Source organism: Neiella litorisoli, from assembly GCF_014773395.1.
In the GTDB taxonomy this organism is placed as follows: Bacteria; Pseudomonadota; Gammaproteobacteria; order Enterobacterales; family Neiellaceae; genus Neiella; species Neiella litorisoli.
This window is the reverse complement of sequence record NZ_JACXAF010000023.1, coordinates 24,124-46,602: the sequence shown is the minus strand read 5'-3', so window position 1 is coordinate 46,602 and position 22,479 is coordinate 24,124. Positions and strand designations below refer to the sequence as shown.

At 49.7% G+C, this 22,479-nt stretch carries 20 protein-coding genes; 5 read left to right on the top strand and 15 right to left on the bottom strand.

From position 1 onward, the window contains the following. Nucleotides 1–30: 30 nt before the first annotated feature. The 14 genes from IC617_RS15510 to IC617_RS15445 all read right to left on the bottom strand — a co-directional run bounded on the left by IC617_RS15510 (nucleotide 31) and on the right by IC617_RS15445 (nucleotide 14,459). Complete coding sequence (locus IC617_RS15510) at nucleotides 31–1,608, bottom strand: flagellin N-terminal helical domain-containing protein (RefSeq protein WP_191145899.1); 1,578 nt, start codon at nucleotides 1,606–1,608, stop codon at nucleotides 31–33. A 144-nt stretch (nucleotides 1,609–1,752) separates the two neighbouring features. Then, a complete protein-coding gene (flgL, locus tag IC617_RS15505; protein WP_191145898.1) occupies nucleotides 1,753–2,991 on the bottom strand; it encodes a flagellar hook-associated protein FlgL in 1,239 nt (412 codons plus the stop codon). Nucleotides 2,992–3,001: 10 nt separating this feature from the next. Continuing rightward, nucleotides 3,002–4,987: a flagellar hook-associated protein FlgK gene (gene flgK, locus IC617_RS15500; RefSeq protein ID WP_191145897.1), complete on the bottom strand. Its 1,986-nt coding sequence runs from the start codon at nucleotides 4,985–4,987 to the stop codon at nucleotides 3,002–3,004. Nucleotides 4,988–5,003: 16 nt separating this feature from the next. Further along, nucleotides 5,004–5,975 (bottom strand): flagellar assembly peptidoglycan hydrolase FlgJ, encoded by a 972-nt coding sequence (flgJ, locus tag IC617_RS15495; protein WP_369410419.1) that lies wholly within the window; start codon nucleotides 5,973–5,975, stop codon nucleotides 5,004–5,006. After that, the gene (locus IC617_RS15490; RefSeq protein ID WP_191145896.1) at nucleotides 5,953–7,065 is read right to left on the bottom strand and encodes a flagellar basal body P-ring protein FlgI; all 1,113 of its coding nucleotides are present in this window, start codon (nucleotides 7,063–7,065) and stop codon (nucleotides 5,953–5,955) included. The genes flgJ and IC617_RS15490 overlap by 23 nt, the downstream gene beginning before the upstream one ends. 14 nt (nucleotides 7,066–7,079) lie before the next feature. Continuing rightward, nucleotides 7,080–7,751 carry a flagellar basal body L-ring protein FlgH gene (flgH, locus tag IC617_RS15485; protein WP_191145895.1) on the bottom strand — a complete coding sequence of 224 codons (672 nt, stop codon included), beginning with the start codon at nucleotides 7,749–7,751 and terminating at the stop codon, nucleotides 7,080–7,082. Between the two features lie 13 nt (nucleotides 7,752–7,764). Next, entirely contained in the window at nucleotides 7,765–8,553 is a 789-nt protein-coding gene (gene flgG / locus IC617_RS15480) for a flagellar basal-body rod protein FlgG (RefSeq protein ID WP_087507597.1), read from the bottom strand. Nucleotides 8,554–8,568: 15 nt separating this feature from the next. Next, nucleotides 8,569–9,315, bottom strand: coding sequence for a flagellar basal-body rod protein FlgF (gene flgF / locus IC617_RS15475; protein WP_191145894.1), 747 nt, complete (start codon nucleotides 9,313–9,315; stop codon nucleotides 8,569–8,571). Nucleotides 9,316–9,565: 250 nt separating this feature from the next. Further along, entirely contained in the window at nucleotides 9,566–10,990 is a 1,425-nt protein-coding gene (gene flgE / locus IC617_RS15470; protein WP_191145893.1) for a flagellar hook protein FlgE, read from the bottom strand. A 27-nt stretch (nucleotides 10,991–11,017) separates the two neighbouring features. Further along, nucleotides 11,018–11,713: a flagellar hook assembly protein FlgD gene (locus IC617_RS15465; RefSeq protein ID WP_191145892.1), complete on the bottom strand. Its 696-nt coding sequence runs from the start codon at nucleotides 11,711–11,713 to the stop codon at nucleotides 11,018–11,020. A 14-nt stretch (nucleotides 11,714–11,727) separates the two neighbouring features. After that, nucleotides 11,728–12,141 (bottom strand): flagellar basal body rod protein FlgC, encoded by a 414-nt coding sequence (flgC, locus tag IC617_RS15460; protein WP_191145891.1) that lies wholly within the window; start codon nucleotides 12,139–12,141, stop codon nucleotides 11,728–11,730. Nucleotides 12,142–12,143: 2 nt separating this feature from the next. Continuing rightward, nucleotides 12,144–12,545: a flagellar basal body rod protein FlgB gene (gene flgB / locus IC617_RS15455; RefSeq protein WP_191145890.1), complete on the bottom strand. Its 402-nt coding sequence runs from the start codon at nucleotides 12,543–12,545 to the stop codon at nucleotides 12,144–12,146. 117 nt (nucleotides 12,546–12,662) lie between these two features. Further along, nucleotides 12,663–13,499, bottom strand: a complete 837-nt coding sequence (locus IC617_RS15450) for a CheR family methyltransferase (RefSeq protein WP_191145889.1) — start codon at nucleotides 13,497–13,499, stop codon at nucleotides 12,663–12,665. Between the two features lie 33 nt (nucleotides 13,500–13,532). Continuing rightward, nucleotides 13,533–14,459, bottom strand: a complete 927-nt coding sequence (locus tag IC617_RS15445; RefSeq protein ID WP_191145888.1) for a chemotaxis protein CheV — start codon at nucleotides 14,457–14,459, stop codon at nucleotides 13,533–13,535. 128 nt (nucleotides 14,460–14,587) lie between these two features. On the opposite strand from IC617_RS15445, the gene flgA reads away from it, so the two are divergent. From flgA to IC617_RS15420, 5 genes are all read left to right on the top strand, one after another. Then, nucleotides 14,588–15,307: a flagellar basal body P-ring formation chaperone FlgA gene (flgA, locus tag IC617_RS15440; protein ID WP_191145887.1), complete on the top strand. Its 720-nt coding sequence runs from the start codon at nucleotides 14,588–14,590 to the stop codon at nucleotides 15,305–15,307. A gap of 74 nt (nucleotides 15,308–15,381) precedes the next feature. Beyond that, the gene (gene flgM / locus IC617_RS15435) at nucleotides 15,382–15,735 is read left to right on the top strand and encodes a flagellar biosynthesis anti-sigma factor FlgM (protein ID WP_191145886.1); all 354 of its coding nucleotides are present in this window, start codon (nucleotides 15,382–15,384) and stop codon (nucleotides 15,733–15,735) included. Beyond that, nucleotides 15,735–16,154 carry a flagellar protein FlgN gene (flgN, locus tag IC617_RS15430; protein WP_191145885.1) on the top strand — a complete coding sequence of 140 codons (420 nt, stop codon included), beginning with the start codon at nucleotides 15,735–15,737 and terminating at the stop codon, nucleotides 16,152–16,154. Before flgM ends, flgN begins: the two co-directional genes overlap by 1 nt. A gap of 441 nt (nucleotides 16,155–16,595) precedes the next feature. Then, nucleotides 16,596–16,898 carry a ribosome hibernation-promoting factor, HPF/YfiA family gene (hpf, locus tag IC617_RS15425; RefSeq protein ID WP_191145884.1) on the top strand — a complete coding sequence of 101 codons (303 nt, stop codon included), beginning with the start codon at nucleotides 16,596–16,598 and terminating at the stop codon, nucleotides 16,896–16,898. 233 nt (nucleotides 16,899–17,131) lie between these two features. Further along, the gene (locus IC617_RS15420; protein ID WP_191145883.1) at nucleotides 17,132–18,298 is read left to right on the top strand and encodes a chorismate mutase; all 1,167 of its coding nucleotides are present in this window, start codon (nucleotides 17,132–17,134) and stop codon (nucleotides 18,296–18,298) included. 119 nt (nucleotides 18,299–18,417) lie between these two features. Here the strand turns inward: IC617_RS15420 and purL are convergent, their stop codons facing one another. Next, nucleotides 18,418–22,311 (bottom strand): phosphoribosylformylglycinamidine synthase, encoded by a 3,894-nt coding sequence (gene purL, locus IC617_RS15415; protein WP_191145882.1) that lies wholly within the window; start codon nucleotides 22,309–22,311, stop codon nucleotides 18,418–18,420. Nucleotides 22,312–22,479 lie beyond the last annotated feature (168 nt).

Here is a 22,479-nt window from a genome sequence, read left to right as displayed (position 1 = left end):
CATCCCAGCTGCCTTTTTACCTGATTTAACTTAACCTTGCAGCAAACTCAGTGCCGCTTGTGGCAATTGTTGCGCTTGCGCCAAAATTGAGGTGCCAGCCTGCTGCAAAATTTGATTTTTTGTCAGCTCTGTGGTCTCAGCAGCAAAGTCAGTATCGCGAATTCGACTGCGAGCAGAACTCTGGTTCTCGATAATGTTATCGAGGTTCGAAATCGTCGACGTTAAGCGGTTTTGTACCGCACCGAGCTGCGCTCGCGAGCTGTCAATATAGTTCAACGCGCCGTCGATAACGGCCAAGGCATCTTGCGCCCCTTTTGCTGTTCCGACGTCGATATCAGAAACTTGGGCTAAACCAGATACGTTGGATGCAATCGCCGCGCCATACAAGCCTGTTGCATCTGACGAACCAACCAGCGTATTACCCGTTGCATCGACCGTATATGAAGTTGACGAATCAAGTCTGACGGTACCGGCAATGGTGACACTACCTGCGCCCCCTGCGACAGTCTGTGCGGCCCCGGCAAAGGTGGTGCCATCGTATTCATATGCCTGCACATCGAGATCGGTTGCGTTTTTACTTCGATAATCGACCATGGCAATATCATCGCCGCGTTCACTGGTTAATTCGATATTACCATCGGAGTTAACCCTTGCCGTGACCCCTGTATCACCAGAAACCTTATTGATTTCATTAGCCAAACCACTTAATTCACCGTTTGGTCCGGTAACCGCAATAATGGTTTTAGCGTCGAGAATATCGTCATCGTTGTCGCCAATCAGCTTAAACGAAATGGTGTCGTTAGCGGAGAAGCCACTGAGCAGCACTTTGGTCCGAGCATCGGCCGTTACCCCAGTCTCACCGGCAACATCGTTGATGGAATCTTCAATGTCTTTGGCGGAATCATTGGCCGTAATGGTCGCTGCGACCTGATTACCATTACTGGTGATAGTGACATCACCAACACCAACGCCATTATCAAGCACAGTGTTGGTCGGCGCTGCAGTATTTGATGCAGCTGTCGCAATGACCATACCACCCAAACCAGCGGTAACAACTTGGCCGGCGTTCGAGGCGACACTCAATTGCTGCTGATAAGAGCCCATGTCAGAGGCGCGGAATGCTGCCAGCGCAACTTCGATGGTTTCATTGGCATTGGCACCCACTTGGAAGGATTCAGTACCAAAGGTACCGTCAAGCAGGTTACGGTCACCAAAAGTGGTGGTTTCTGCGATTCGAGTTAGCTCTTTTTGCAGCTGGGCGATCTCTTCTTGAATCGCTTTTCGATCGCTCGCACTATTTGAGCCGTTTGCCGCCTGAATTGCCAGGTCGCGCATCCGTTGCAGTACCGAAGTCGATTCCTGCAATGCGCCTTCTGCAGTTTGCGACATCGAAATACCATCGTTGGCATTTCGGATTGCCACTCCCAGACCATTAATCTGAGAAGTCAGACGGTTTGAAATTTGTAGACCTGCAGCATCATCTCGTGCGCTGTTAATACGAAGACCAGAAGACAGCCGAGTCAAAGACGTGTTCAGATCTTCAGAGGTGCGGTTCAGATTTCTCTGCGAATTCAGAGCCGACACGTTGGTTTGTACGGTAAGAGCCATTTCTAGCCTCCAACTTCAGTGTTTTATGGCCTTAAGCAGAAGGCCGCTAATCGAGTCAATAAATTGCCGTTTTTTTCGGCGACACATTGAATTAAGCATTGACTGTGCCAAGAGTAAAAAACTCTTAATTTACAAACAAATAGATCAAATATAATTAAAAAGTGTCAAACTCTGGACTTGGGCAAAAGACTGTTGTGCCGCCTGAAGGGCAACTGTTTGCCGGCTAAATGTCGTTGACGCTTCCGCTATATCCAGATCTTCAAGGTTGGATTGCGCGGTTTGAACGGTGATCTTGTAGTCTTCATTGATCATGTCTTGTGAGGTGATCACCTGCAGACGTGAACCAACGTTGGAACGGGTCGAAGTGATATGCAGCATCGACTGGTTAAGATCGGAAATGATATGGCCCATCTCCACCTGCCGTAGCGCTTTTTCCTGGTCGGTGTCGCGCGAGCGGCGCATCCAGTCAATCGCATCTTGTACAGATGAGAAAATATCTTTGGTTCGCTGCTCGGTCAGATCAATGGTATCGCCCACATCCGGCTCGCCAGTAATGACAATCTCAAAACCGTTGTAACTAATCGGCTGGCCCGGTTGATAGAGATTTGAATCTGGCGGCCCTGGCAATGGCGGCAGCCGATTGCCGGCACCATCGAACAATTGGTACTCAATAACCTCATCGCCATCGAGATCGACAAAGGTAATTTGGTAATCGCCGAGGGTGGCATCGTAATTGGCCGGATCGACAATGTTTGCCGATTCAACAAATGCTTTGCCGCTATTAGTTCCGCCATAGGCGGGGCGAAAATCACCAACGCTATTAGGCACATCGATAAATACAGCTTGTCCCGGATCGTTGGTTTCTACCGTAACGCTTGAGCCAATAGTTGTTTCGCGAACTCCCATGTCACCGTTGTACTGCACAGTTTTATCTGGCTGCTGGGAGAATGGGATCTGCTCGGTTTGATAGCCACTGAAAATGTAACTTCCAGACTCATCACGGGTGTTGGCAATACTAAGCAATTCTTCGAGACGGTTTTCCATCTCCTGAGCAATCGCTTCCTTGGCATCTTGGCCAAGCGAGCCGTTGTTTCCTTGCAAGGCTAGATCCTTGATCCGCAACATCAGATCTTCGATCGACGCCAGTGCCGTTTCTTCGGTTTTCAGCCGTGCTTCGGCGAATTCGATATTGCGCTGGTATTGATCGGTAACCCGCACTTCTTGTTTGAAGTTCAAAATGGAATTGGCGGCAACAGAGTCATCGGAAGCGGTGATCACCCGTTTGCCTTCGCTCATTTTGATAATGCTGTCGTTTACCTTGCTTTGCTTATCAAGGATGTTGTTGGTGTTGAGCTGGTAGTACTGAAACGTGGAAACGCGCATGCATCACCCCTTAAAAGCTATTCAGCAAGGTATCGGTTATTTCTTTGGCAACCGTCACGATGCGAGCTGCAGCTTGGTAAGACTGCTGAAATTTCAACAAATTAGAAGCTTCTTCATCGAGATTGACACCACCTGCAGCAAGGTAAGTGCTGGTAGCGGAGTCAAATGTGGTTTTGTTGGTCAAATGAAGAATTTCGGCAGTTTCGGTATGAACACCGATCTGAGTAACAACACTCTGATAAGCGCCCTGAATAGTGAGCGAATCACCTTTAATCATCTTGGCGGTTTGAAATGCCGTCATCGCAACCGCATTGGAGTTATTACCCGGACCAAAGGCATACTTCACTGAGTAAACCTCTGGAGCGTTAGGCGCCTGACCAATCGGATTGCCGGTGACGTCAAGCGTAATACCGCCATAAGAAATTTGAGTTGGCGTTGGTCCCAAAGCGGCTGGACCACCGATTAGGCTCGCTCCAGTGGAGTCGAGCACGTCGTAGAAAATAGTGCCGGAGCCAGCTGGGTTTTCGATAAAGGTAAAATCGAGATCATTGTTTGAGAACAGCGGATCAGTTGGGTCAACATCGACAATAGTGACGTTGGCAGGGCTCACGTTCAGATCCGATGGGTAAACTTCGAACACTGACGAAGCTGCGATCTGTTTCGGATCGGACAGCTCTACCTGCATGTCACCAGCAAAACCGCGTGTTGGTGTCACCAGCCACTTATCGCCATCGAGCGGCGGGCCAACAACGAAGTCAACCAAATCAAAACCGAGATCCGATACGCCATCACCATCGGCATCAGGCATCGTAATAGCGCCCGGACCACCTAGGTTGTACTTGGTCCCAGACTCAATGTTGGTGAGCAGGTAAGCGCCCCCCTCAAACAGCAATTCATAGTCATCGCCGTCGAGGTTGCTGACTTCGGTGATGTTCACCTGCAGCTGCGCAGCACCGGTATTATCCGTATCCGTCCTTACTCGCTGTTGAGCTAATGATGTTTGGTTGATGTCGGTAAACATGTTGTTGCCGTACATCTCGTTCAAATCAAGCCCTTGGGCCTGCTGCGAGTTAAATGCGTCGGCCAGCGCAATTGCCGATAAGCCCAACTCGTTGAGCGCCAACTTGAGTTCTTGCTCACGATATTCAAACAAAGCGGCAACCTGACCACCAAGGTTCTCGCCAGATAGCGGCACAACATTGCCGCTCTGAGTCAGGACAATTTCGATATCACGAACATCTGGCGAGCCGGCGATGGTATCAACGCCAAACGCAGTGTTATCTGCCACCAGCGTTTGACCATTGCCAATAATCACGGTCATGGTGCCACTGGCTTGCTCGACCGTGGAGACATTGGTGTATTCAGCTAATTCATTAATTAACTGGTCGCGGCGATCGAGCAGGTCATTTGGTGTCGCGCCATTACCGTTGCCCGATGCAGTGACGATCTCGCGGTTAAGAGTGGCGACTTGATCGGCAATTTCGTTCATTCTGCTGGCAACAGTTTGAATATCGGTATTAACCGCTTCGTATTGTGATTCGATGGATGAATTGAGCGAATTGAACACCGATACCATGGCTTCGGCTTTATCCAACATCACCTGACGAATACCAACATCGGTTGGCTGATCCACCACGGAGTTCAGCGCATCATAAAATTCCGCCACAGAATCAAGCATGTTGCCGCCCACCTTGGACATGGTGTCATCAAGGCCCTGCAAACGGTTGGCGAGTGTTTCAGAATAGGAGAAGCGGCTTTGGTGATAGATGACTTCGTTATAAGCAAACTGGTCATAAATGCGGCGGACTTCCTGGCTGTAAACGCCGGTGCCGTAATAGTTGCCACCTTCCCAAAGTGCTCCTTGGGTGCCTTGGATCACCTGCTGGCGGGTATACCCTTCTGTATCAACATTGGCAATGTTGTGGCTGGTGGTGGTGAGCTGCTGCTGAGCAGTCATCAGGCCACCAACGCCCAGATTGTACATATCTACCGGCATGGCAGTTTCCTATGGCTTAAGGTTCAATCATGCCGGTGATTTTATTGAGTACAGATACGGCCTTTTCAGCGTAACGAGGATCTGTCGCATAACCGGCTTTTTGTAACTCTTGCAAAAATCCTGCCGAGTCATCTTTTTTACTTAATGACTCTTCGTAACGCGATGAATTAGATAGAAAATTTTCGTAATCATTAAAGCTATCCTGAAGGCTTTGATAGCTTCTGAACGCCGCCACTTTTTTGACGGGCAAATCGTTCTCAAATTCCAGAGTGGAGACACTTGCCTTCGCGCCTTGCCAAGATGAATTGGCTTTAATATTAAACAAGTTGAAGCTGTTGCTGCCATCCAGATTACGGATGATTTTCTGACCCCAGCCGGTTTCCAATGCTGCTTGCGCCAAGATCGCAGTGGGATTCACTCCCAGTGCTTGCGCTGTCTTACGCGCCATTGGCAAAAGCTTTTCAACAAAATCTTCTGGCCCGGAAAAACTCACATCATTTGGTGTCGATTCACTCGCGGTATCGGCGGCTTTATTGGTCGGGTGAACGGTTGCTTTAGAAAACTCAGCTCGGTCAATGACCGCACGGGCATCCAAGCTAGTTTTCGTATCAGATGGTGTGCTGCCGCCTCGCAGCACAGTGGCTGGAGTAAAGTTTCCTTCTGGACTAAGCTGCTGCACCATCACATCGGCCAGCCCCAGAGCACCTTGCTGTGCCATATTCAACGACATCTGCTGATCGGCCATGTCGCGATAAAACTTGGTGTAGTTGGAGTTAGTTAAATCCGATTCGAATGCCGCATTGGCTTGCCGCATCCCTTTGAGCACCATCTGCATAAAGATCGACTCAAACTGCTGCGCCACCTCACGCAGCGCGCTCTTCTCATCTTTTTGCGCCGCCGAACGGAGCTTATCGAGTGAGGCCAGATCGTTATAGTTGCTGGCCTGACCGAAAGCTTGAGCATGATTAGATGATGATGAGATCGCCACGTAATGCTCCTGCTTCTTTCAGCGCTTCGAGAATTGCCATGACGTCACTCGGACCAACCCCAATGGCATTAATCGCCCGAACCAAATCATCCAAGGTAGTTCCCGGATCAAACATAAACATCCGCGAATCTTCTTGATTGACATCGATCACCGACTGATTGGTGACAACCGTATCGCCGCCTGGCGCAAACGGGTTGGCCTGCGACACCTGCTGTGTTTCAGCAATTGTCACCGTCAAACCGCCATGGGTGATGGCCGCAGGCAATAGCGTCACGTTTTTACCAATGACAATGGTGCCAGTACGAGCATTCACTACCACACGAGCTGAGGTATCCGCCGGCTCCACTTGAATATCTTCCAGCAATGCTAAAAATGCCACGCGCTGCGACACATCTCGCGGCGCTAACACCTTGATTGATGCTGCATCAAGCGGCATGGCCGTGCGTGGCCCAACTAATTCGTTGATTGCTTCGGAAACTCGCATCGCCGTTGAAAAATCAGGCTGATCAAGATTGAAGGTTAAATGATCGCCCTGACTGAACGGCGACTCAATGGCTCGCTCAACGATAGCACCGCCAGGAATGCGCCCTGCGGTTGGAGTATCCTGAACAACATTCGAACCATCTAAACCTGTAGCGGAAAAGCCACTGACCGATAAGTTCCCCTGAGCAATGGCGTACACTTTACCGTCGACCCCTTTGAGGAAGGTTTGCAGCAGCGTTCCGCCGCGCAAGCTTTCCGCACTACCCACCGACGATACCGTGACATCCAATGTTTGGCCGGGCTTTACAAAAGCCGGCATGGTGGCATGAACGGCAACCGCGGCGACGTTTTTAATCTTGGGTCGGCTGCTTGAAGGTAACGTAATGCCGAAATTGCTCAGCATGGTACGAAAGCTCTGCTCGGTGAAATTACTCTGCTCACCCGTGCCCGGCAAACCAACAACCAAGCCGTAACCGACGATCTGGTTGTCACGAACCCCTTGTACCTTGGTGATATCTTTGATGCGCTCGGCGTTCGCTGCTGGCAGCGACGATAACGCCACAGCAAGCAACAAAATGAATGAGCGCAATCCTGTCAACTGTTTCATTACAATGGCCCCCATTAAAATGGCATCAGTGGGCTATTAAAGAAGGCCGACAACCAACCTTGCTCTTGTGCATCGGCGAACGCGCCAGTACCGGCGTACTGAATTCGAGCATTGGCAACGCGAGTCGATGGAATCGAGTTGTCAGTCGAAATATCCTCAGGCCGAATGATGCCGGATAGCCGAATAAACTCGTCACCTTGATTCAGCGTCATCCACTTTTCACCACGGACTACTAAATTGCCGTTGGCCATCACTTGCACCACATGCACCGAGATCTTGCCGTTTAGGCTATTACTCTGATCGGCATCGGATTCGCCGGAAAACGAGTTTTGCATAGCGATCGAAGCATTGACCTCGTTGCCATTAACCGTCAGCGGGCTGCCCATCATGATTGGAGTTTGCAGCCCCACTTCAGAATCCTTATCGATTTCATTTTTGGCGCTTTTCTTGGCGGAGGTGGACTCACTTAGTTCCACGGTAATGATGTCGCCGACGCGATGGGCTTTAATATCCGAATACAAATTTTGCGCATAACCATCTTGAAACAGTGAGCCACTTCGGATCACCGGATTAGGCTGCATCTCCGGTAGTACCGGCGCATAGTAAGGATCGTCGGGGATGGGCTTTTGCGTTGTCGCACCGCATCCTGCCAACGCAACCACACTAATCAGAAGTAACTGTTTCATGACGTGCTCCAACTTAAAGCTGCTGATTCAAGAACGACAGCATCTGATCGACAGCAGAAATAACTTTGGAATTCATTTCATAGGCTCGCTGGCTTTCAATCAGGTTGACCAGCTCTTCGGTAACATTGACATTGGATGTTTCCAACATGCCCTGACCGATACTGCCCAAACCATCGAGCGACGGGTTACCTTGAATAGGAGCGCCGCTAGCGCCAGTTTCGGCATAGAGGTTTTCACCCATTGGCTCTAACCCAGACGGGTTGATGAAATCGGAAATGGTCAGCTGGCCAATAACGGTTTCTTCCGCTTCTCCCTCAATTTGCACGGAGACCTGGCCATCGCCAGAAATGGTAATCGAGCGCGCATCCTCAGGAACCTGCATTGCCGGTTGCAACTCGTAACCTGCGCCATTGGTGACAATGGTGCCTTCATCGTTCAGGGTGAACTGACCGTTGCGGGTATACGCCAAATTGCCATCTGGCAGCAGGATCTCGAAGAAACCTTTACCGTTAATGGTCCAATCGAGCGAATTATCAGTGGTAATGATATTGCCCTGAGAGTGGATTTTTTGGGTCGCCACAACCTTAGAGCCAGCACCAATCATCAAACCAGATGGCATTTCGGTATTGGCCGAAGAGCTGCCGCCGGGCTGGTTGATATTCTGATAAAGCAGATCTTCAAATATCGCTCTGCTTTTCTTGAAACCAACCGTACTGACGTTGGCAATGTTGTTGGATATCACCGAAATATCTGTTTGCTGTGAATCCAGACCGGTTTTACTAATCCATAAAGCGGGATGCATAGTCAGTACCTCTTATTAGCCGCGAAGGCTCAGCAGTGATGAGCTGGACGAGTCCATCTCTTCCACGGTTTTCATCATTTTGATCTGCATTTCGAACTGTCGCTGCAGACTAATCAGATTTGTCATTTCATTGACGGCGTTAACGTTACTGCCTTCGAGCACGCCTGATGCGAGCTTAACGTCAATGCTCTCTTCGGCTTCGCCACCTTCACGGAGACGAAATAGGCCATCGGTGCCTTTCACCAACTCGCGAATATCTGGGTTAACCATTTTGATTCGGCCAACAACTTCAATGGCGTTTGGCGGTGCACCTTGGGGTAATACGGAGATGGTGCCATCAATACCAATGTCGATTTTCTCCATTGGTAACGGCACGACAATGGGACCATTCTCGCCCATCAACATTTCACCGCGGTTGTTTTCCAGCACGCCACCTTCGGAGATCTGCAAAGCCCCCGTACGGGTGTATGCTTCATTACCGTCTGCCGCTTGGACCGCAAACCAGCCCTGACCTTTAATCGCCACGTCGAGCGGTCGGTCAGTGGTCATGAATGCACCGGCGTCAAAGTCTTGTGATGGTCGCTCGGTCATCGCGAACACTCGCGTTGGCAAACCGCCACCGTAGGCTTGCATCGCTCGGGCTTGCTCCATATCGGCTTTAAAACCTGTGGTTTGGGCATTGGCTAGGTTATTACTGCGAACCGCAATACCATTCATATTTTGATTGGCACCTTGGGCGGCAATGTATAACGCGCGATCCATAGTCAAACCTTTGTCAGTTGAAACTTATACCGGACAAAAGCAATATCAACGCCAACTATTTTTAACTTTTTCTAATCAACAAGTTAAATGAATAAGCGTCAAAATTCCGTGGCGATTTAGCAGGGGTTAGGAGATGAATTTGAAACAGCGTTAGGGGACTAATTTTGAATGCCTCATCGAGCATGTCTCTGATGAGGATGGGCCTCATAAAAAAGGCTGCCCGAAGGCAGCCTGTGTAAGCAATTGTTCATTAACGAATCTGCAGGATGTTCTGGGTAATCGTATTATTCACTTCCAATGCTCGGCTGTTGGCCTGGAAGTTACGCTGGGCAGTAATTAAGTCGACCAGCTCGGTTGTCAGGTTGACGTTTGACTGCTCAATGGTACCGGAACGAATCTTACCAAAAGAGCCAGCATCAGGCTCACCCGCCAAAGGCTCACCAGAAGCCTGAGTCGTTTGCCACGAGGTGTTGCCGATTTGCGCCAAACCTTGTGAATTCGCCACAGTGACCAAGGCAATTTTACCTAGCGGTTCGGTAAAGCCGTTACTATAGGTAGCTTGAACTAAGCCATTGGTCGCAATATCAATACCCGTCAAACGACCTACAGTAATACCATCTTGGGTCAAGCTGTTGACCTGAAACGCTGAAGCATACTGAGTTGGATTGGACTGATTGATGGTGATTTGCTGAGTTACATCAGCACCGCCCATATCTAAGCCGGCACCAGGACTCGTACCTGGCGGTGGCGCAGCAATCGCACCAATAGGAATGGTGGTAACATTGTTGTTGTTGTTGATGTTGTTGAGCGTACCATCAGAATTAAACTCAATGTAATGACCAGCGGTATCACCCGGACCAGGCGTCACCGCACCAGTTTGCTCTAAACCACTACCATCCGGATAGACATCACCTGCACCATTGGCCGTGTGATCGATCGACAGAGGCACAGTATCAGTACCATTAGAGATGGTGTAATACACTTCCCAACGGTTTGGATTGGTGGCCTCATCAAAGTCTTTGCGGTAATAAGTGGTCTGGACGTAACTTTGGCCTAATGAGTCATACACGGTGACCGATGTTGCCGCGTTATAGGAATCTGGATCATTCCAGTCAAATGGCACTGGGCCTGGAGGTGCAGCACCATCGTTTGGCGCTGCGGCGCTACTTGGCAAGTTAACACTAATATCCACATTTTCGGTCGCTGTTGGGTCACCCGCAGAACTTGGGATTTGCAGTGGCTGGGTTGACGCCAATGAAATTGACGACACCGTACCATCAGGGTTAACTGGGAATGTTCTTAAATATTCACCCGCTGAGTTCACCACATAGTTTTCGGCATCCAGCTTCCAAGCACCTGCGCGTGTCAGGTTGACGATCTGATCGCCCAACTCGGGACTGGTCGCAAAAAAGCCCTCGCCATCAACTGCCATATCCAACGAGTTGTTAGTAAACAGAAAGCTGCCCTGATTAAACTGCTGAGCAACCGCCGCAGTGGTGACACCTTCACCAACTTTAGTCTGGCTATTGGTGAAGATACTGCTGGAATATACATCGGCAAATTCCGCACGAGATTCTTTGAACCCGTAGGTGTTCACATTGGCGATGTTGTTTGCGGTGACGTCGAGGTCTTTCTGCGACGCATTCAAACCGCTCAATGCAATGTTAAATGACATAACTGCTCTCCTATATACGGAATTCGTTTAACCTTCAGCGACTTCTAATACGTCGCTTAATTTGATGCCGCCCAAGCCACTCAAATTAAGTGTGGCGCCATCCAAAGAATTACTTAGGCTGACACTTTGTACATTGGCGTAAACAGCGGTTGGTGGCTCTGTCGCCTTACCGTCTTGTAAGCCGTTTGCTCTGATAATGTAATTGCCAGGCTCTACTGGATTACCAGCAAGGTCTGTGCCATCCCACTCAAACTTGACGTTGCCCGCCGATTGGTCACCCATTTCAATGGTGCTAATCACTTGCCCTGTCTCATCTTCAATGCGAATAGTGAGGTTGTTCGTCGGCAACTCAAGCGCGACAATGCCATCAATACCATCACCGCTATGGTGGCCAGTATTTGCCGGTACCAGCACATTTTGGCCGACCAGCGTCGAGGCTTGCAGGGCCTGCGATGAGCTCATCAGCGCATTCATATCACCGATTTGATCATTGAGCTGAGTAATACCCTCTGCCGTGCTGAACGATGTCATTTGCGAAATCATCTCGGCATTTTCCACCGGTTTGAACGGATCTTGATACGCTAGCTGCTGGGTCAATAGCGCAAAGAAGTCTTCCTGTGTGAGTTCACTACGTTCTTCTTCCGTTTCGTATTTGGCCCCGTCCGATGTTTCCAGTCGCATGGAGTCCAAGTAGGGGTTGCTAACTGTTGTGTTAATACTCATTGAATCCCCTCGCTTTACTGGCCAAGAGTCAGGGTACGTTGCAACATCATTTTCGCCGCATCGGCCACTTGCACGCTGGTTTGGTAAGAGCGCGATGCTGAAATCATGTTGGACATTTCTTCGACCACATTCACGTTAGGTTTAAAGATGTAACCATCTTCATTTGCCATGGGGTGATTGGGCGCATACTCAATATTCAATGGCCGATCACTCTCAACCACACCGAGTACTTGCACTGGCACGCTGTGATCGCCGTTAACCGCTTTATTCAGCTCTGCGGCAAATACCGGCTGCCGCGCACGGTAGGTCTCATTGGCACTACTCGACACACTATTGGCATTGGCTAAATTACTCGCGGTGGTGTTAATTCGAACCGACTGCGCTGACATGGCGGAGCCGGACACATCCAGCACGTTAAATAAGCTCATGGCTATTCTCCTTTCAGCGCTTTGGTTAAGCCTTTAAATTTACTATCCAAAAAGCGGACACTGGCTTGGTATTCCAATGCGTTTTGCAGATAGCTATTGCGTTCGGATTGCATATCAACCGTGTTGCCGTCGCCGGTATCGGGCTGGTTAGGCACCCGAAACTTTAATTCAGGGGAAAACTGGCTGGAACCGGCAAGGTGTTTGCCGTCGGTCTTGGCAAGATGTTGCCGGCTAACGGCATTACCTTGAGCTTGGGCAAGGGCTGCTTTGAAATCGACATCACGAGCTTTGTAGCCAGGGGTATCGGCATTTGCCATGTTGGAAGCAAGCACTTCGGCCCGCTCGGAACGAATCCCGAGCGTGTGCTGGTGCACCCCCAACGCTCTATCAAAACTAATTGCCATTGCAAATCCTCCGTAAGTGGAGAACTCAAAGCAACGTTTGTGCCAGACTGATTTTTGACGCTTTAGGAGTGCCATAGAGCTCGGTTAGTTGACCGGCCCTATGACTTAAAAAGAGGGTTATTTTTTAACTTTGTAGACGATGCCTGGGTTGCATCGAATCATCTCAAATTTATCGGTTAAGCCCGAAATCGATTCGGATGCGCCAAGCATCAGATAGCCGCCAGGATTTAATGCTGAAGCGAACTGAGAAATAATTTTTGCTTTGACATCAGATGAGAAGTAAATCAATACGTTACGGCAGAAAATAATATCGAAACGGCCGAGAAGCGCATAGCTTTCAAGCAGATTGGCATAGCGGAACGACACCTGTTGGCGGACTTTTGCATTCAGCCGCCAGCGACCAGTGCCATTAGTGTTCTGCTCGAAAAACTGGCGCCGACGTTCTGGTGACAAACCTCGCGACAAGGCCAACTCGTCGTATTCAGCCGTTTTACATTGATCCAGCATGGTTGCTGAAATATCGGTCGCCAAAATTTCGACACCCCGAGCCAAGGCACCAGGTTTCGACATTTGGTATTCCAATGATGTCATCGATAACGAGTAAGGTTCTTGCCCAGAAGAACAAGCCGCAGACCAGATCCGGACTGGCCGGCTCATGCCATGAAAATCAGCAAATAATTGCTTTTTGAGTAACTCAAATGGATAGCCATCACGAAACCAGAGGGTTTCGTTGGTCGTCATGGCGTCGATTACGGTGGCGCGCAATTCACGTTGGCTCGGCACCTGTAGCGCCTTGAGAACTTCAGTCAGATTCTTGTAATTGAAGTTCGTCAATACCGGCGCCAAACGGCTCCGAACCAGATATTGCTTGTTGTCGCCCAAGACAATGCCAGAGTGCTTCTCTAAGTACTCTCTAAACGCATTGTACTCCACATCGGTCAAATTTTTTGGCACTGATTACCTCGAATACCGCCTACAACAGCCAACCTAAAGTGCTGCTTCCACTGCTTGCTGCACAGCTTCGGCCAACTCATCTGGATTGAACTTAGGGATAAAGTTATTGGCCCCGACTTTACTCACCATGGCTTCGTTAAAGACACCGCTGAGTGATGTATGCAAGATGATGTGCAACTTATTCAGCGCCGGATCATTTCGCAACTCTGCCGTTAAGGTGTAGCCGTCCATCTCTGGCATTTCAATGTCAGAGATCAGTACTGGCATCCACTCATGTAATGGACTGTGTTGTGTCGCCAACTCGCGCAGTTGTTCCAACGCTTCTTTGCCGTCGCGGGCTAGGTGTATTTCCATCCCTAGCGGTGACAGCGCTCGCTTGATTTGATTTCGCGCAACACTGGAGTCGTCGGCAATCATAATAGCGCGACCGGTGTTTGCCTGGGCGACGTTTTCATCGATGACATTTTCACTGACTTCAGTAGAGACGGGATTAATCTCATCGAGAATTTTCTCAACATCGAGAATCTCAACCAGTTCTTTCTCAATTTCAGTGACCGCAGTTAAATAGCTCGCGCGACCAGATCCTGATGGAGGTGGCTGAATTGATTCCCAATTGACATTGACGATACGTTCAACACTGGATACCAAAAAACCTTGGGTTGAGCGGTTGTATTCAGCAATGACGATAAAGCAATTTTCAATGTCCTGAATCGCTCGACCACCCGTCGCAAGGCTCATATCAATGACGGAGATAGTATTACCGCGGATGTGCGCGATACCGCGGATAAACGGGTGTCGTTTTGGCATTGCCGTCAAGGTCGGGCATTGCAGCACTTCCTTTACTTTGAACACATTAATGCCATATCGCTGACGGGTACCGAGTTTGAAGAGCAGCAGCTCCAACCGGTTCTGGCCAACAAGTTGAGTTCTTTGGTTTACGGAATCAAGTATCCCAGCCATGAATGCAACCTCACTTCTGGTGCAACTAGGTGGCACAGCCTTTGCGTGACACCCTAAAAGTTATTGCTAGTGTCAGTGTCTCGACACTCGCGGGTTTATACATCATAGCTGAATCTATGGGAAATCAGATGAAAAATCCAAACGGATTTAGCACCTTAATTGCAGTGCTTATCCTGACTGTCGGTTCCGTCACATCATTTGCATCACATGCAGCATTTTCACTTGATGATTTGCGAACACAAGTTCTCTCCTTCATCGAGGGCCAGGTCGAAGCCAGCGACAACACCCGCTGGGAAATTGACATTCGTGGCCTCGATCCAAGAATCAAGCTATCCGAATGCCCAACCGAACTTAGTTTTCGTATCAGTGGCAATAAAAAGTCATTGGCTCGAAACAGCACCATTCAAACTCAGTGCGTTACCGAATCCGGCGATGTGGTCTGGTCGTTATACGTTCCCACCCAAATCAAAAAGCTACAAGCAGCAGTGATCACCAAGGCTAACATCCCCAGTGGCCACGTTCTTGAGGCTGACGATGTCGCTATCGAGTTCCGCGATACCTTTTCACTGCGCGGCGGTCACTTTAGCGATATTTCAGAAGTCGTCGGCTCAAAATCCCGTCAATCGGTCAGTGCCAATCAGGTCATACGAAAGCGCTCGTTGTGTCAGGTCTGTAAAGGCGAGGATGTTGTTATCGAAGCGGCAGGTAATGGCCTGCGTATCAAAACAGCGGGGCTCGCGCTGAACAACGGAACTCAAGGTGATACCATTCGCGTGCAAAACAAGCGTTCCGGCCGGAAAATTAATGCCGTTGTCGTTGCCACCGGCAAGGTCCAAATAAAAATTTGATAAATTAGCTAAAGATTTTTTTAACTGCTCCGATATACTAGGCAGAGAAACGATCTTTCGAGTTGGAAACAATTATGGCTATCGACACAAACCGTCTGCATGGAAATCCTGGCAATCAGGTTAAAAGCTCGACTGCCGGAAAATCTGACGCTCAGGTTCAACAAAACCGCCAAACAACTCAATCGCAAAGCCAATCCAGCCAGCAGGCAGCACCTGCCACGCCAAAGGATTCGGTGTCCCTTACTCAACAAGCACAATCATTAGGTAGCATGCAACGAGCAATGGCCAATGCCCCTTCGTTTAGTCAAGAGCGCGTTGCTAATATCAAGAAAGCTATCGCTGAAGGTCAATACAAAGTTGACCCTGAAAAATTGGCCCAAAAACTGCAGGCTTTCGAGAAAGAACTCGGAAATCTGACAGGCGCCTAATGAATCAGCAACACGCAGCGACAGCCCTATTAGAAAAACAGCTTGAACGACTAAAACTACTACAGCAGCTCTTAATTGAAGAGCAGCGTGTATTGGTTGAACGCCAATTAGATTCCCTCGCCAGCATTCCTCCGCAGAAAACTGCCCTGCTCAAAGAACTGCAAATCGGTGACCAAGCGCTATCCAAGCATCAGCTCGACACCGAAGATCTCAAACTACAAGCCACCAAAGCGAAGTCGCTACTGAAGCTCTGCAAAGAGTTGAATGAAAGCAATGGCCGGATGATTGCGCTGGCAATGACCAGTATTGGCCGCCTGCAAAACGTATTGGCAAAAGCCAGTAAGCGATCTGGGGTTACCTATAACGCCCAAGGCGGTACCAGTAACCTCGGCCGTTCTGGAAACGTTGTGTCAGTGTAACGAGATAGAACTCACATAAATCTCACAATGTTCGCCAAATTCTTGACAGCAAAAGCGACTTGGCCTTTCAATAGCTCATCTTTTAACCATTAAAGACTAAAGTGACTGATTCGATGACGATTTATATGGTGCTTGGATTGTTGGCAATAGTGTGTGCTTTAGAGTTTATGTTTGGTCTTGGCTTGCGCGGCAATAAGAAGAACTAATCGCACCACGAGCATCCGCTGCGGATAACACCATTCGTCTCATTCAAGCGGCTGAAGTTATTAACCCAATGTAACTAAGTCGTTGCAAACTTCCATCCCTTTATCGTTGTTATTGCAGCCCTTCTCACAAATAATCTGGGAACTTTTTCGTGCCGCCACGAAGTTGATTTGCATCACATTATTCTCGCTCTGAGTTCGTATTCTGAATTTGAGGCAAGCAAAAAAGGAGCCCACGATGAATATCGAAATCACCTGTAAAACAATGCCTGTTACCCCTTCCATCCGCGAGCACATTAGCTATGCATTCAGTAAACTGGAACGTCTTGACGTACAGCTGATTAACCCTCGCGTTATTATCGAAAAAGATGGCAACGACATTATGGTCGAAGCCCGTATCCTCACTCCAGGTAATGAAATCTTCGCCAAAGCAAACCATGAGAACTTTCAAACGGCCACGAATCGTTTGGTCGACAAACTGAAGCAGCAGGTGATCCGTCATCGGGGCAAACAAACCACAGCGAGAACTCAAGCCGCATAAAACTTCAAGTCTAAACGAGCACGTCAAGCGCGTGCTCGCGTCAATTTTGGTTGACAGCAGGCAACCTATTCCTTAGATTGTCAGCCATGAAACGACTCCAACAACACCTAATTTTTTCGTTTTTTACCACCTCATAGCGGGTGGTTGTGTTGTATCGAGCGTATAGCAAACACAGGCCTCCCAAACAACGGGAGGCCTTTTTGTTTTTGATGTAAAAGCTGCAAGGACACACCATGTCTTCACCTGATTTAAATGAGGTTCGACAACAAATCTCGCAAACGGATAGCCAACTGCTCGAACTATTGGCACAACGTCGCGCATTGAGCATTGAGGTTGCCAAAAGCAAGCTTGCCAGCAGCAAGCCGATTCGGGATACCAGCCGAGAACAACAACTGTTGGTCGAACTCATCGACCAAGGCAAGGCACTAGAGCTCGACTCGCACTATGTCACACAAGTGTTTCATAGCGTGATTGAAGATTCGGTATTACTGCAGCAAGCCTACTTACAGCAGCACATCAACCCCGAAACCATTGCCAACAAAGTACGCGTCGCTTTTCTCGGCCAACAAGGTTCATACAGCCACCTCGCCGCGCACAAGTATTTTGCCCGTCGAGCTGAAGAAGTAATTGAACATGGCTGTAAAAGCTTTAAAGAAATCATCGCCAAAGTTGAAAATGGTTTGGCCGATTACGCGCTATTGCCGATTGAAAACACCTCGTCTGGCGGCATTAATGAAGTCTACGATGTACTGCAACATACCAGCTTGCATATTGTCGGCGAGCTGTCGGTACCCGTTGAGCATTGCCTGCTGGTTGCCACCGATACCAGCGAAGAAAACATTCGTACTATCTACTCTCACTTTCAACCCATCGCCCAATGCAGTGATTACCTTGGCATGTTGTCGGATGTGACTGTTGAGCGCACCGATGCCACATCACAAGCCTTTGAGGTCGTGGCAAACTTGAAACGAGATGACGTAGCGGCGATTGGTAATGCCGAGGGCGGTAAATTATATGGCCTGACGCCGATCCGCACCGGCTTAGCCAATCAATCCCAAAATTTCAGTCGCTTTATCGTAATTGCCCGCAAGCCGGTCGACGTTGCAGAACAAATTCCAGCAAAAACAACCTTTATTATGTCGGTCAAGCAGCGCCCCGGCGCACTGGTAGATGCCTTGCTGATCTTGAAGCAAAACAACATCAACATGTGCAAGCTGGAGTCTCGACCAATTCCTGGTAACCCGTGGGAAGAAATGTTCTACGTCGATGTCGAGTGTAATGTAAAAAGCAGCAATATGACTGCGGCGATGGAGCAACTGCAGGACATCACCACCTTTATCAAAGTGCTCGGCTGCTACCCAAGCGATGACATCAAACCAACAGAGCCACAGCTCGATTAACAGCCGTTAGCAGACATCGCCGCTTCTGCGCATCCGTGCGCCCACGGCATACAGTCCATCTCTGGGCATAAAAAAACGGCGCTGAATAGGCGCCGTTTTTATTATCAAAGAGATTAGCTTTAGCCAACGAACACTCGAGCATTGCGGAATAAACGCATCCATGGGCTATCTTCTTGCCAGTCATCTGGCACCCACGAGTTGCTTACGGCGCGGAACACGCGCTCTGGGTGCGGCATCATAATGGTGGCACGACCATCAGCAGAAGTGACTGCAGTAATACCCTCTGGCGAGCCATTTGGGTTCAGCGGATATTGCTCGGTGAACTGGCCGTTGTTATCCACGTAGTTCATTGCCACTGTGCCTGATTTCTGCAGTGCAGCCAGAGCGTCAGCATTAGCAAACTCAGTACGGCCTTCGCCGTGAGAGACCGCAATTGGCATCCGCGAACCGGCCATCCCCTTGAGCAGTACAGAGGGGCTTTCTGCAATCTTCACCGTGCTAAAGCGCGCTTCAAAGCGCTCCGAGTTATTGCGCACGAAACGAGGCCAAAGCTCAGCACCTGGGATTAGATCTTTCAGGTTCGACATCATCTGACAGCCGTTACACACGCCTAAGCTAAAGGTGTCATCACGATGGAAGAAGCCTTGGAAGGCATCACGTGCTTGGCTGTTGAACAAGATTGATTTTGCCCAACCTTCACCAGCGCCCAATACGTCACCGTATGAGAAACCACCGCAAGCTACTAAACCTTTGAATTGGTCAAAGTCGATGTCTCCAGCTAAAACATCACTCATGTGGACGTCAACCGCAGCAAAACCTGCGCGGTCAAATGCGGCCGCCATTTCCACGTGAGAGTTGACGCCTTGCTCGCGCAAGATCGCAATCTTAGGTGCCGCGCCAGTGCCAATGTATGGGGCCGCCACGTCTTCGTTTAGATCGTAGCCGAGCTCAACTTGGATCCCCGGATCGGCCGCATTCGCTTTCGCGTCAAACTCTTGCTTGGCGCACTCAGGGTTATCACGTAATGCTTGCATGTTGTGAGTGGTTTCAGCCCACGCCATACGGAAGTGAGTACGGGTGTTGCTGAGCACCGTGGCGTCACCTCGAACAAAGTCGATGGTGTCGGTATCGTTCAAACGACCAATCACGTGCACGCAATCAGCCAAGCCGTTGTCAGCAAACACTTGCAGTACTGCGTCACGCTCAGCCACAGAGACTTGCACCACGGCACCTAGCTCTTCGCTGTACAGCGCAGCTAGGTCGTTGTCGCCAAGGTTGGCAATATCAACGGTCACACCGGTGTGACCAGCAAAGGCCATTTCCGCCACCGTGGTGAACAAGCCACCGTCAGAGCGGTCATGGTACGCAAGTAATTTCTCGTCTTGCACCAAGGCTTGGATTGCGTTGAAGAATTGCAGCAGCAGTTGGTTGTCATCCAAATCTGGCGCAACATCACCCAATTGCTTGTAAACCTGCGCCAAACAAGAGGCGCCTAAGCGGTTTTGACCCTTACCTAAGTCAACCAGCAGCAACTCAGTGTCGCCCTTGTCAGTGCGAAGTTGTGGCGTTACCGACTGACGAACATCCAGCACTCGGCTAAACGCAGTGATCACCAATGACATTGGCGCCGTTACTGACTTGTCTTCTCCGTTCTCTTCCCAGCGGGTCTTCATCGACATCGAGTCTTTACCCACAGGAATAGTCAAACCAACTTCCGCACACAACTCTTCACCCACAGCCTTTACCGCTTCGTAAAGGCCAGCGTCTTCACCTGGGTGACCCGCGGCTGACATCCAGTTGGCTGACAGCTTAATACGCTTGAGTTCACCAATTGAATTGGCTGCGATGTTGGTAATTGATTCAGCAACCGCCAAACGGGCAGAAGCGCCAAAGTCCAGCAACGCAACAGGCGTGCGCTCACCCATCGACATGGCTTCACCAGCATAGGTATCGAACGAGGCAGTGGTCACCGCGCAGTTGGCTACTGGCACCTGCCACGGGCCAACCATCTGATCTTGTGCCACCATGCCGGTTACCGTACGGTCGCCAATGGTGACCAAGAAAGTCTTCTCGGCAATGGTTGGCAAGCGCAGCAAGCGCTCTGCCGCATCAGCCGGAGTGACGTCATCCAACTTCAGTGCTTCCCCAGAAGCCTTCGCTGTTTTAACGTCACGGTGCATCTTAGGTGGCTTGCCAAGCAACACATCGAGTGGCAAGTCGATTGGGGTATTTTCAAAGTGGCTGTCGTGCAGTTTCAGTGATTGTTCAGCAGTTGCATCTCCAATCACAGCAAACGGTGCGCGCTCACGCTTACAGATGGCTTCGAAGACATCTAAGCGATCTGGATTAATTGCCAGCACATAGCGCTCTTGCGATTCATTACACCAGATCTCCAGCGGGCTCATGCCCGGCTCATCGTTTGGTACATTGCGCAAGTGGAATTTACCACCGCAGCCGCCATCGTGAACCAGCTCAGGGAATGCATTTGATAGACCACCAGCACCGACATCATGGATAAAGGCGATTGGGTTGTCATCACCCAACTGCCAGCAGCGGTCGATGGCTTCCTGACAACGACGCTCCATTTCTGGGTTGTCTCGCTGTACTGAAGCAAAATCTAAATCTTCACTTGATTGGCCTGATGCCATGGACGAAGCAGCACCGCCGCCCAAACCAATGTTCATCGCTGGGCCACCCAACACAACTAGCTTAGAGCCAGCTTCGAATGGGGTTTTAATGACGTGCTCGTCGCGAATATTACCAATACCGCCAGCGAGCATAATGGGCTTATGGTAACCGCGAACTTCTTCGCCAGCGTGGCTGTTGACTTGCTCTTCGTAGGTACGGAAGTAACCGAGCAGTGCCGGGCGACCAAATTCATTATTGAACGCTGCGCCACCCAGTGGGCCATCCATCATGATGTCGAAGGCGGACACGATACGGGCAGGCTTACCAAAGTCAGTTTCCCACGGCTGTTCAGCACCAGGAATGCGTAGGTTTGATACCGAAAAACCGACTAAACCAGCTTTTGGCTTAGCGCCTTTACCGGTAGCGCCTTCGTCACGGATCTCACCACCAGAGCCGGTTGCTGCGCCCGGCCAAGGAGAAATAGCGGTTGGGTGGTTGTGGGTTTCAACCTTCATCAAGATTTGAATATCTTCTTGATGATAACCGTACTCGCGCGTTTCTGGGTCAGCGAAGAAGCGACCCGCAGCAGAACCTTCCATCACCGCGGCATTATCTGAATAGGCAGACAACACATAATCTGGCGTTTGTTCGTAGGTGTTCTTGATCATCTTAAACAGCGATTTCGGCTGCTCAACACCATCGATAGTCCAGTCGGCATTAAAAATCTTGTGGCGACAGTGCTCTGAGTTTGCTTGGGCAAACATGTAGAGTTCGATGTCGTTCGGGTTTCGCTCAAGCTTAATGAAGCTCCCGACCAAATAATCGATTTCATCTTCGGCCAGTGCCAAACCCAGATCAACGTTGGCTTTAGCTAATGCCTCGCGGCCCCCGCCTAGCACATCAACAGAGCTGTGTGGCGCCGGCGTATGATGTTGGAACAAAGCTTCAGCTTGGTTCATATCGGCAAACACCACTTCCATCATCCGGTCATGCAGTAAAGATTTCAGCACAACGGTTTGTTCAGCAGTGAGTTCACCTTCGACCTTAAGGTAATAGGCAGTGCCTCGCTCAAGGCGTACGATGGCATCTAAGCCACAGTTATGAGCGATGTCTGTTGCCTTGGTCGACCAAGGAGAGATAGTGCCCGGGCGAGGGGTCACCAGCATGAGTAAGCCTTCTGGCTCATGTTCAGCAATTGTTGGGCCGTAGGTCAGGATCTGAGCCAACTCAGCCTGTTGCTCAGGACTCAATTGCCCGTTAAGCTCAACGAAGTGCATGAATTCAGCATAAACCTCAACTACAGGGAGCTGATTTTTAGCACAAGCAGCCAGTAATTTCTGGATACGAAAGTCGGATAAGGCAGGCGCGCCGCGTAGAATTTCCATAGACGGTATTGGACTCGATATCTGATGGGGTGGACGATATTAAGGGGCGCTATTATAGGCAAAAAATCGCTCAAATGCAGCGATTACCAACAATCGAGTGCAAGATCTTTTATTGAAGCTAAAATGTGGCGTAGATAAATAGCTCAGCTATATGATTAATAAATAAAA

Coding starts and splice junctions, on each gene's coding strand:
- flgM (WP_191145886.1), top strand. CDS start 15,382: ATGGCTATCGACACAAACCGTCTGCATGGAAATCCTGGCAATCAGGTT.
- IC617_RS15465 (WP_191145892.1), bottom strand. CDS start 11,713: ATGAGTATTAACACAACAGTTAGCAACCCCTACTTGGACTCCATGCGA.
- hpf (WP_191145884.1), top strand. CDS start 16,596: ATGAATATCGAAATCACCTGTAAAACAATGCCTGTTACCCCTTCCATC.
- IC617_RS15510 (WP_191145899.1), bottom strand. CDS start 1,608: ATGGCTCTTACCGTACAAACCAACGTGTCGGCTCTGAATTCGCAGAGA.
- flgC (WP_191145891.1), bottom strand. CDS start 12,141: ATGAGCTTATTTAACGTGCTGGATGTGTCCGGCTCCGCCATGTCAGCG.
- IC617_RS15490 (WP_191145896.1), bottom strand. CDS start 7,065: ATGAAACAGTTGACAGGATTGCGCTCATTCATTTTGTTGCTTGCTGTG.
- flgB (WP_191145890.1), bottom strand. CDS start 12,545: ATGGCAATTAGTTTTGATAGAGCGTTGGGGGTGCACCAGCACACGCTC.
- flgF (WP_191145894.1), bottom strand. CDS start 9,315: ATGGATCGCGCGTTATACATTGCCGCCCAAGGTGCCAATCAAAATATG.
- purL (WP_191145882.1), bottom strand. CDS start 22,311: ATGGAAATTCTACGCGGCGCGCCTGCCTTATCCGACTTTCGTATCCAG.
- flgE (WP_191145893.1), bottom strand. CDS start 10,990: ATGTCATTTAACATTGCATTGAGCGGTTTGAATGCGTCGCAGAAAGAC.
- IC617_RS15420 (WP_191145883.1), top strand. CDS start 17,132: ATGTCTTCACCTGATTTAAATGAGGTTCGACAACAAATCTCGCAAACG.
- flgG (WP_087507597.1), bottom strand. CDS start 8,553: ATGCATCCCGCTTTATGGATTAGTAAAACCGGTCTGGATTCACAGCAA.
- flgL (WP_191145898.1), bottom strand. CDS start 2,991: ATGCGCGTTTCCACGTTTCAGTACTACCAGCTCAACACCAACAACATC.
- flgH (WP_191145895.1), bottom strand. CDS start 7,751: ATGAAACAGTTACTTCTGATTAGTGTGGTTGCGTTGGCAGGATGCGGT.
- flgN (WP_191145885.1), top strand. CDS start 15,735: ATGAATCAGCAACACGCAGCGACAGCCCTATTAGAAAAACAGCTTGAA.
- flgK (WP_191145897.1), bottom strand. CDS start 4,987: ATGCCGGTAGATATGTACAATCTGGGCGTTGGTGGCCTGATGACTGCT.
- flgA (WP_191145887.1), top strand. CDS start 14,588: ATGAAAAATCCAAACGGATTTAGCACCTTAATTGCAGTGCTTATCCTG.
- IC617_RS15445 (WP_191145888.1), bottom strand. CDS start 14,459: ATGGCTGGGATACTTGATTCCGTAAACCAAAGAACTCAACTTGTTGGC.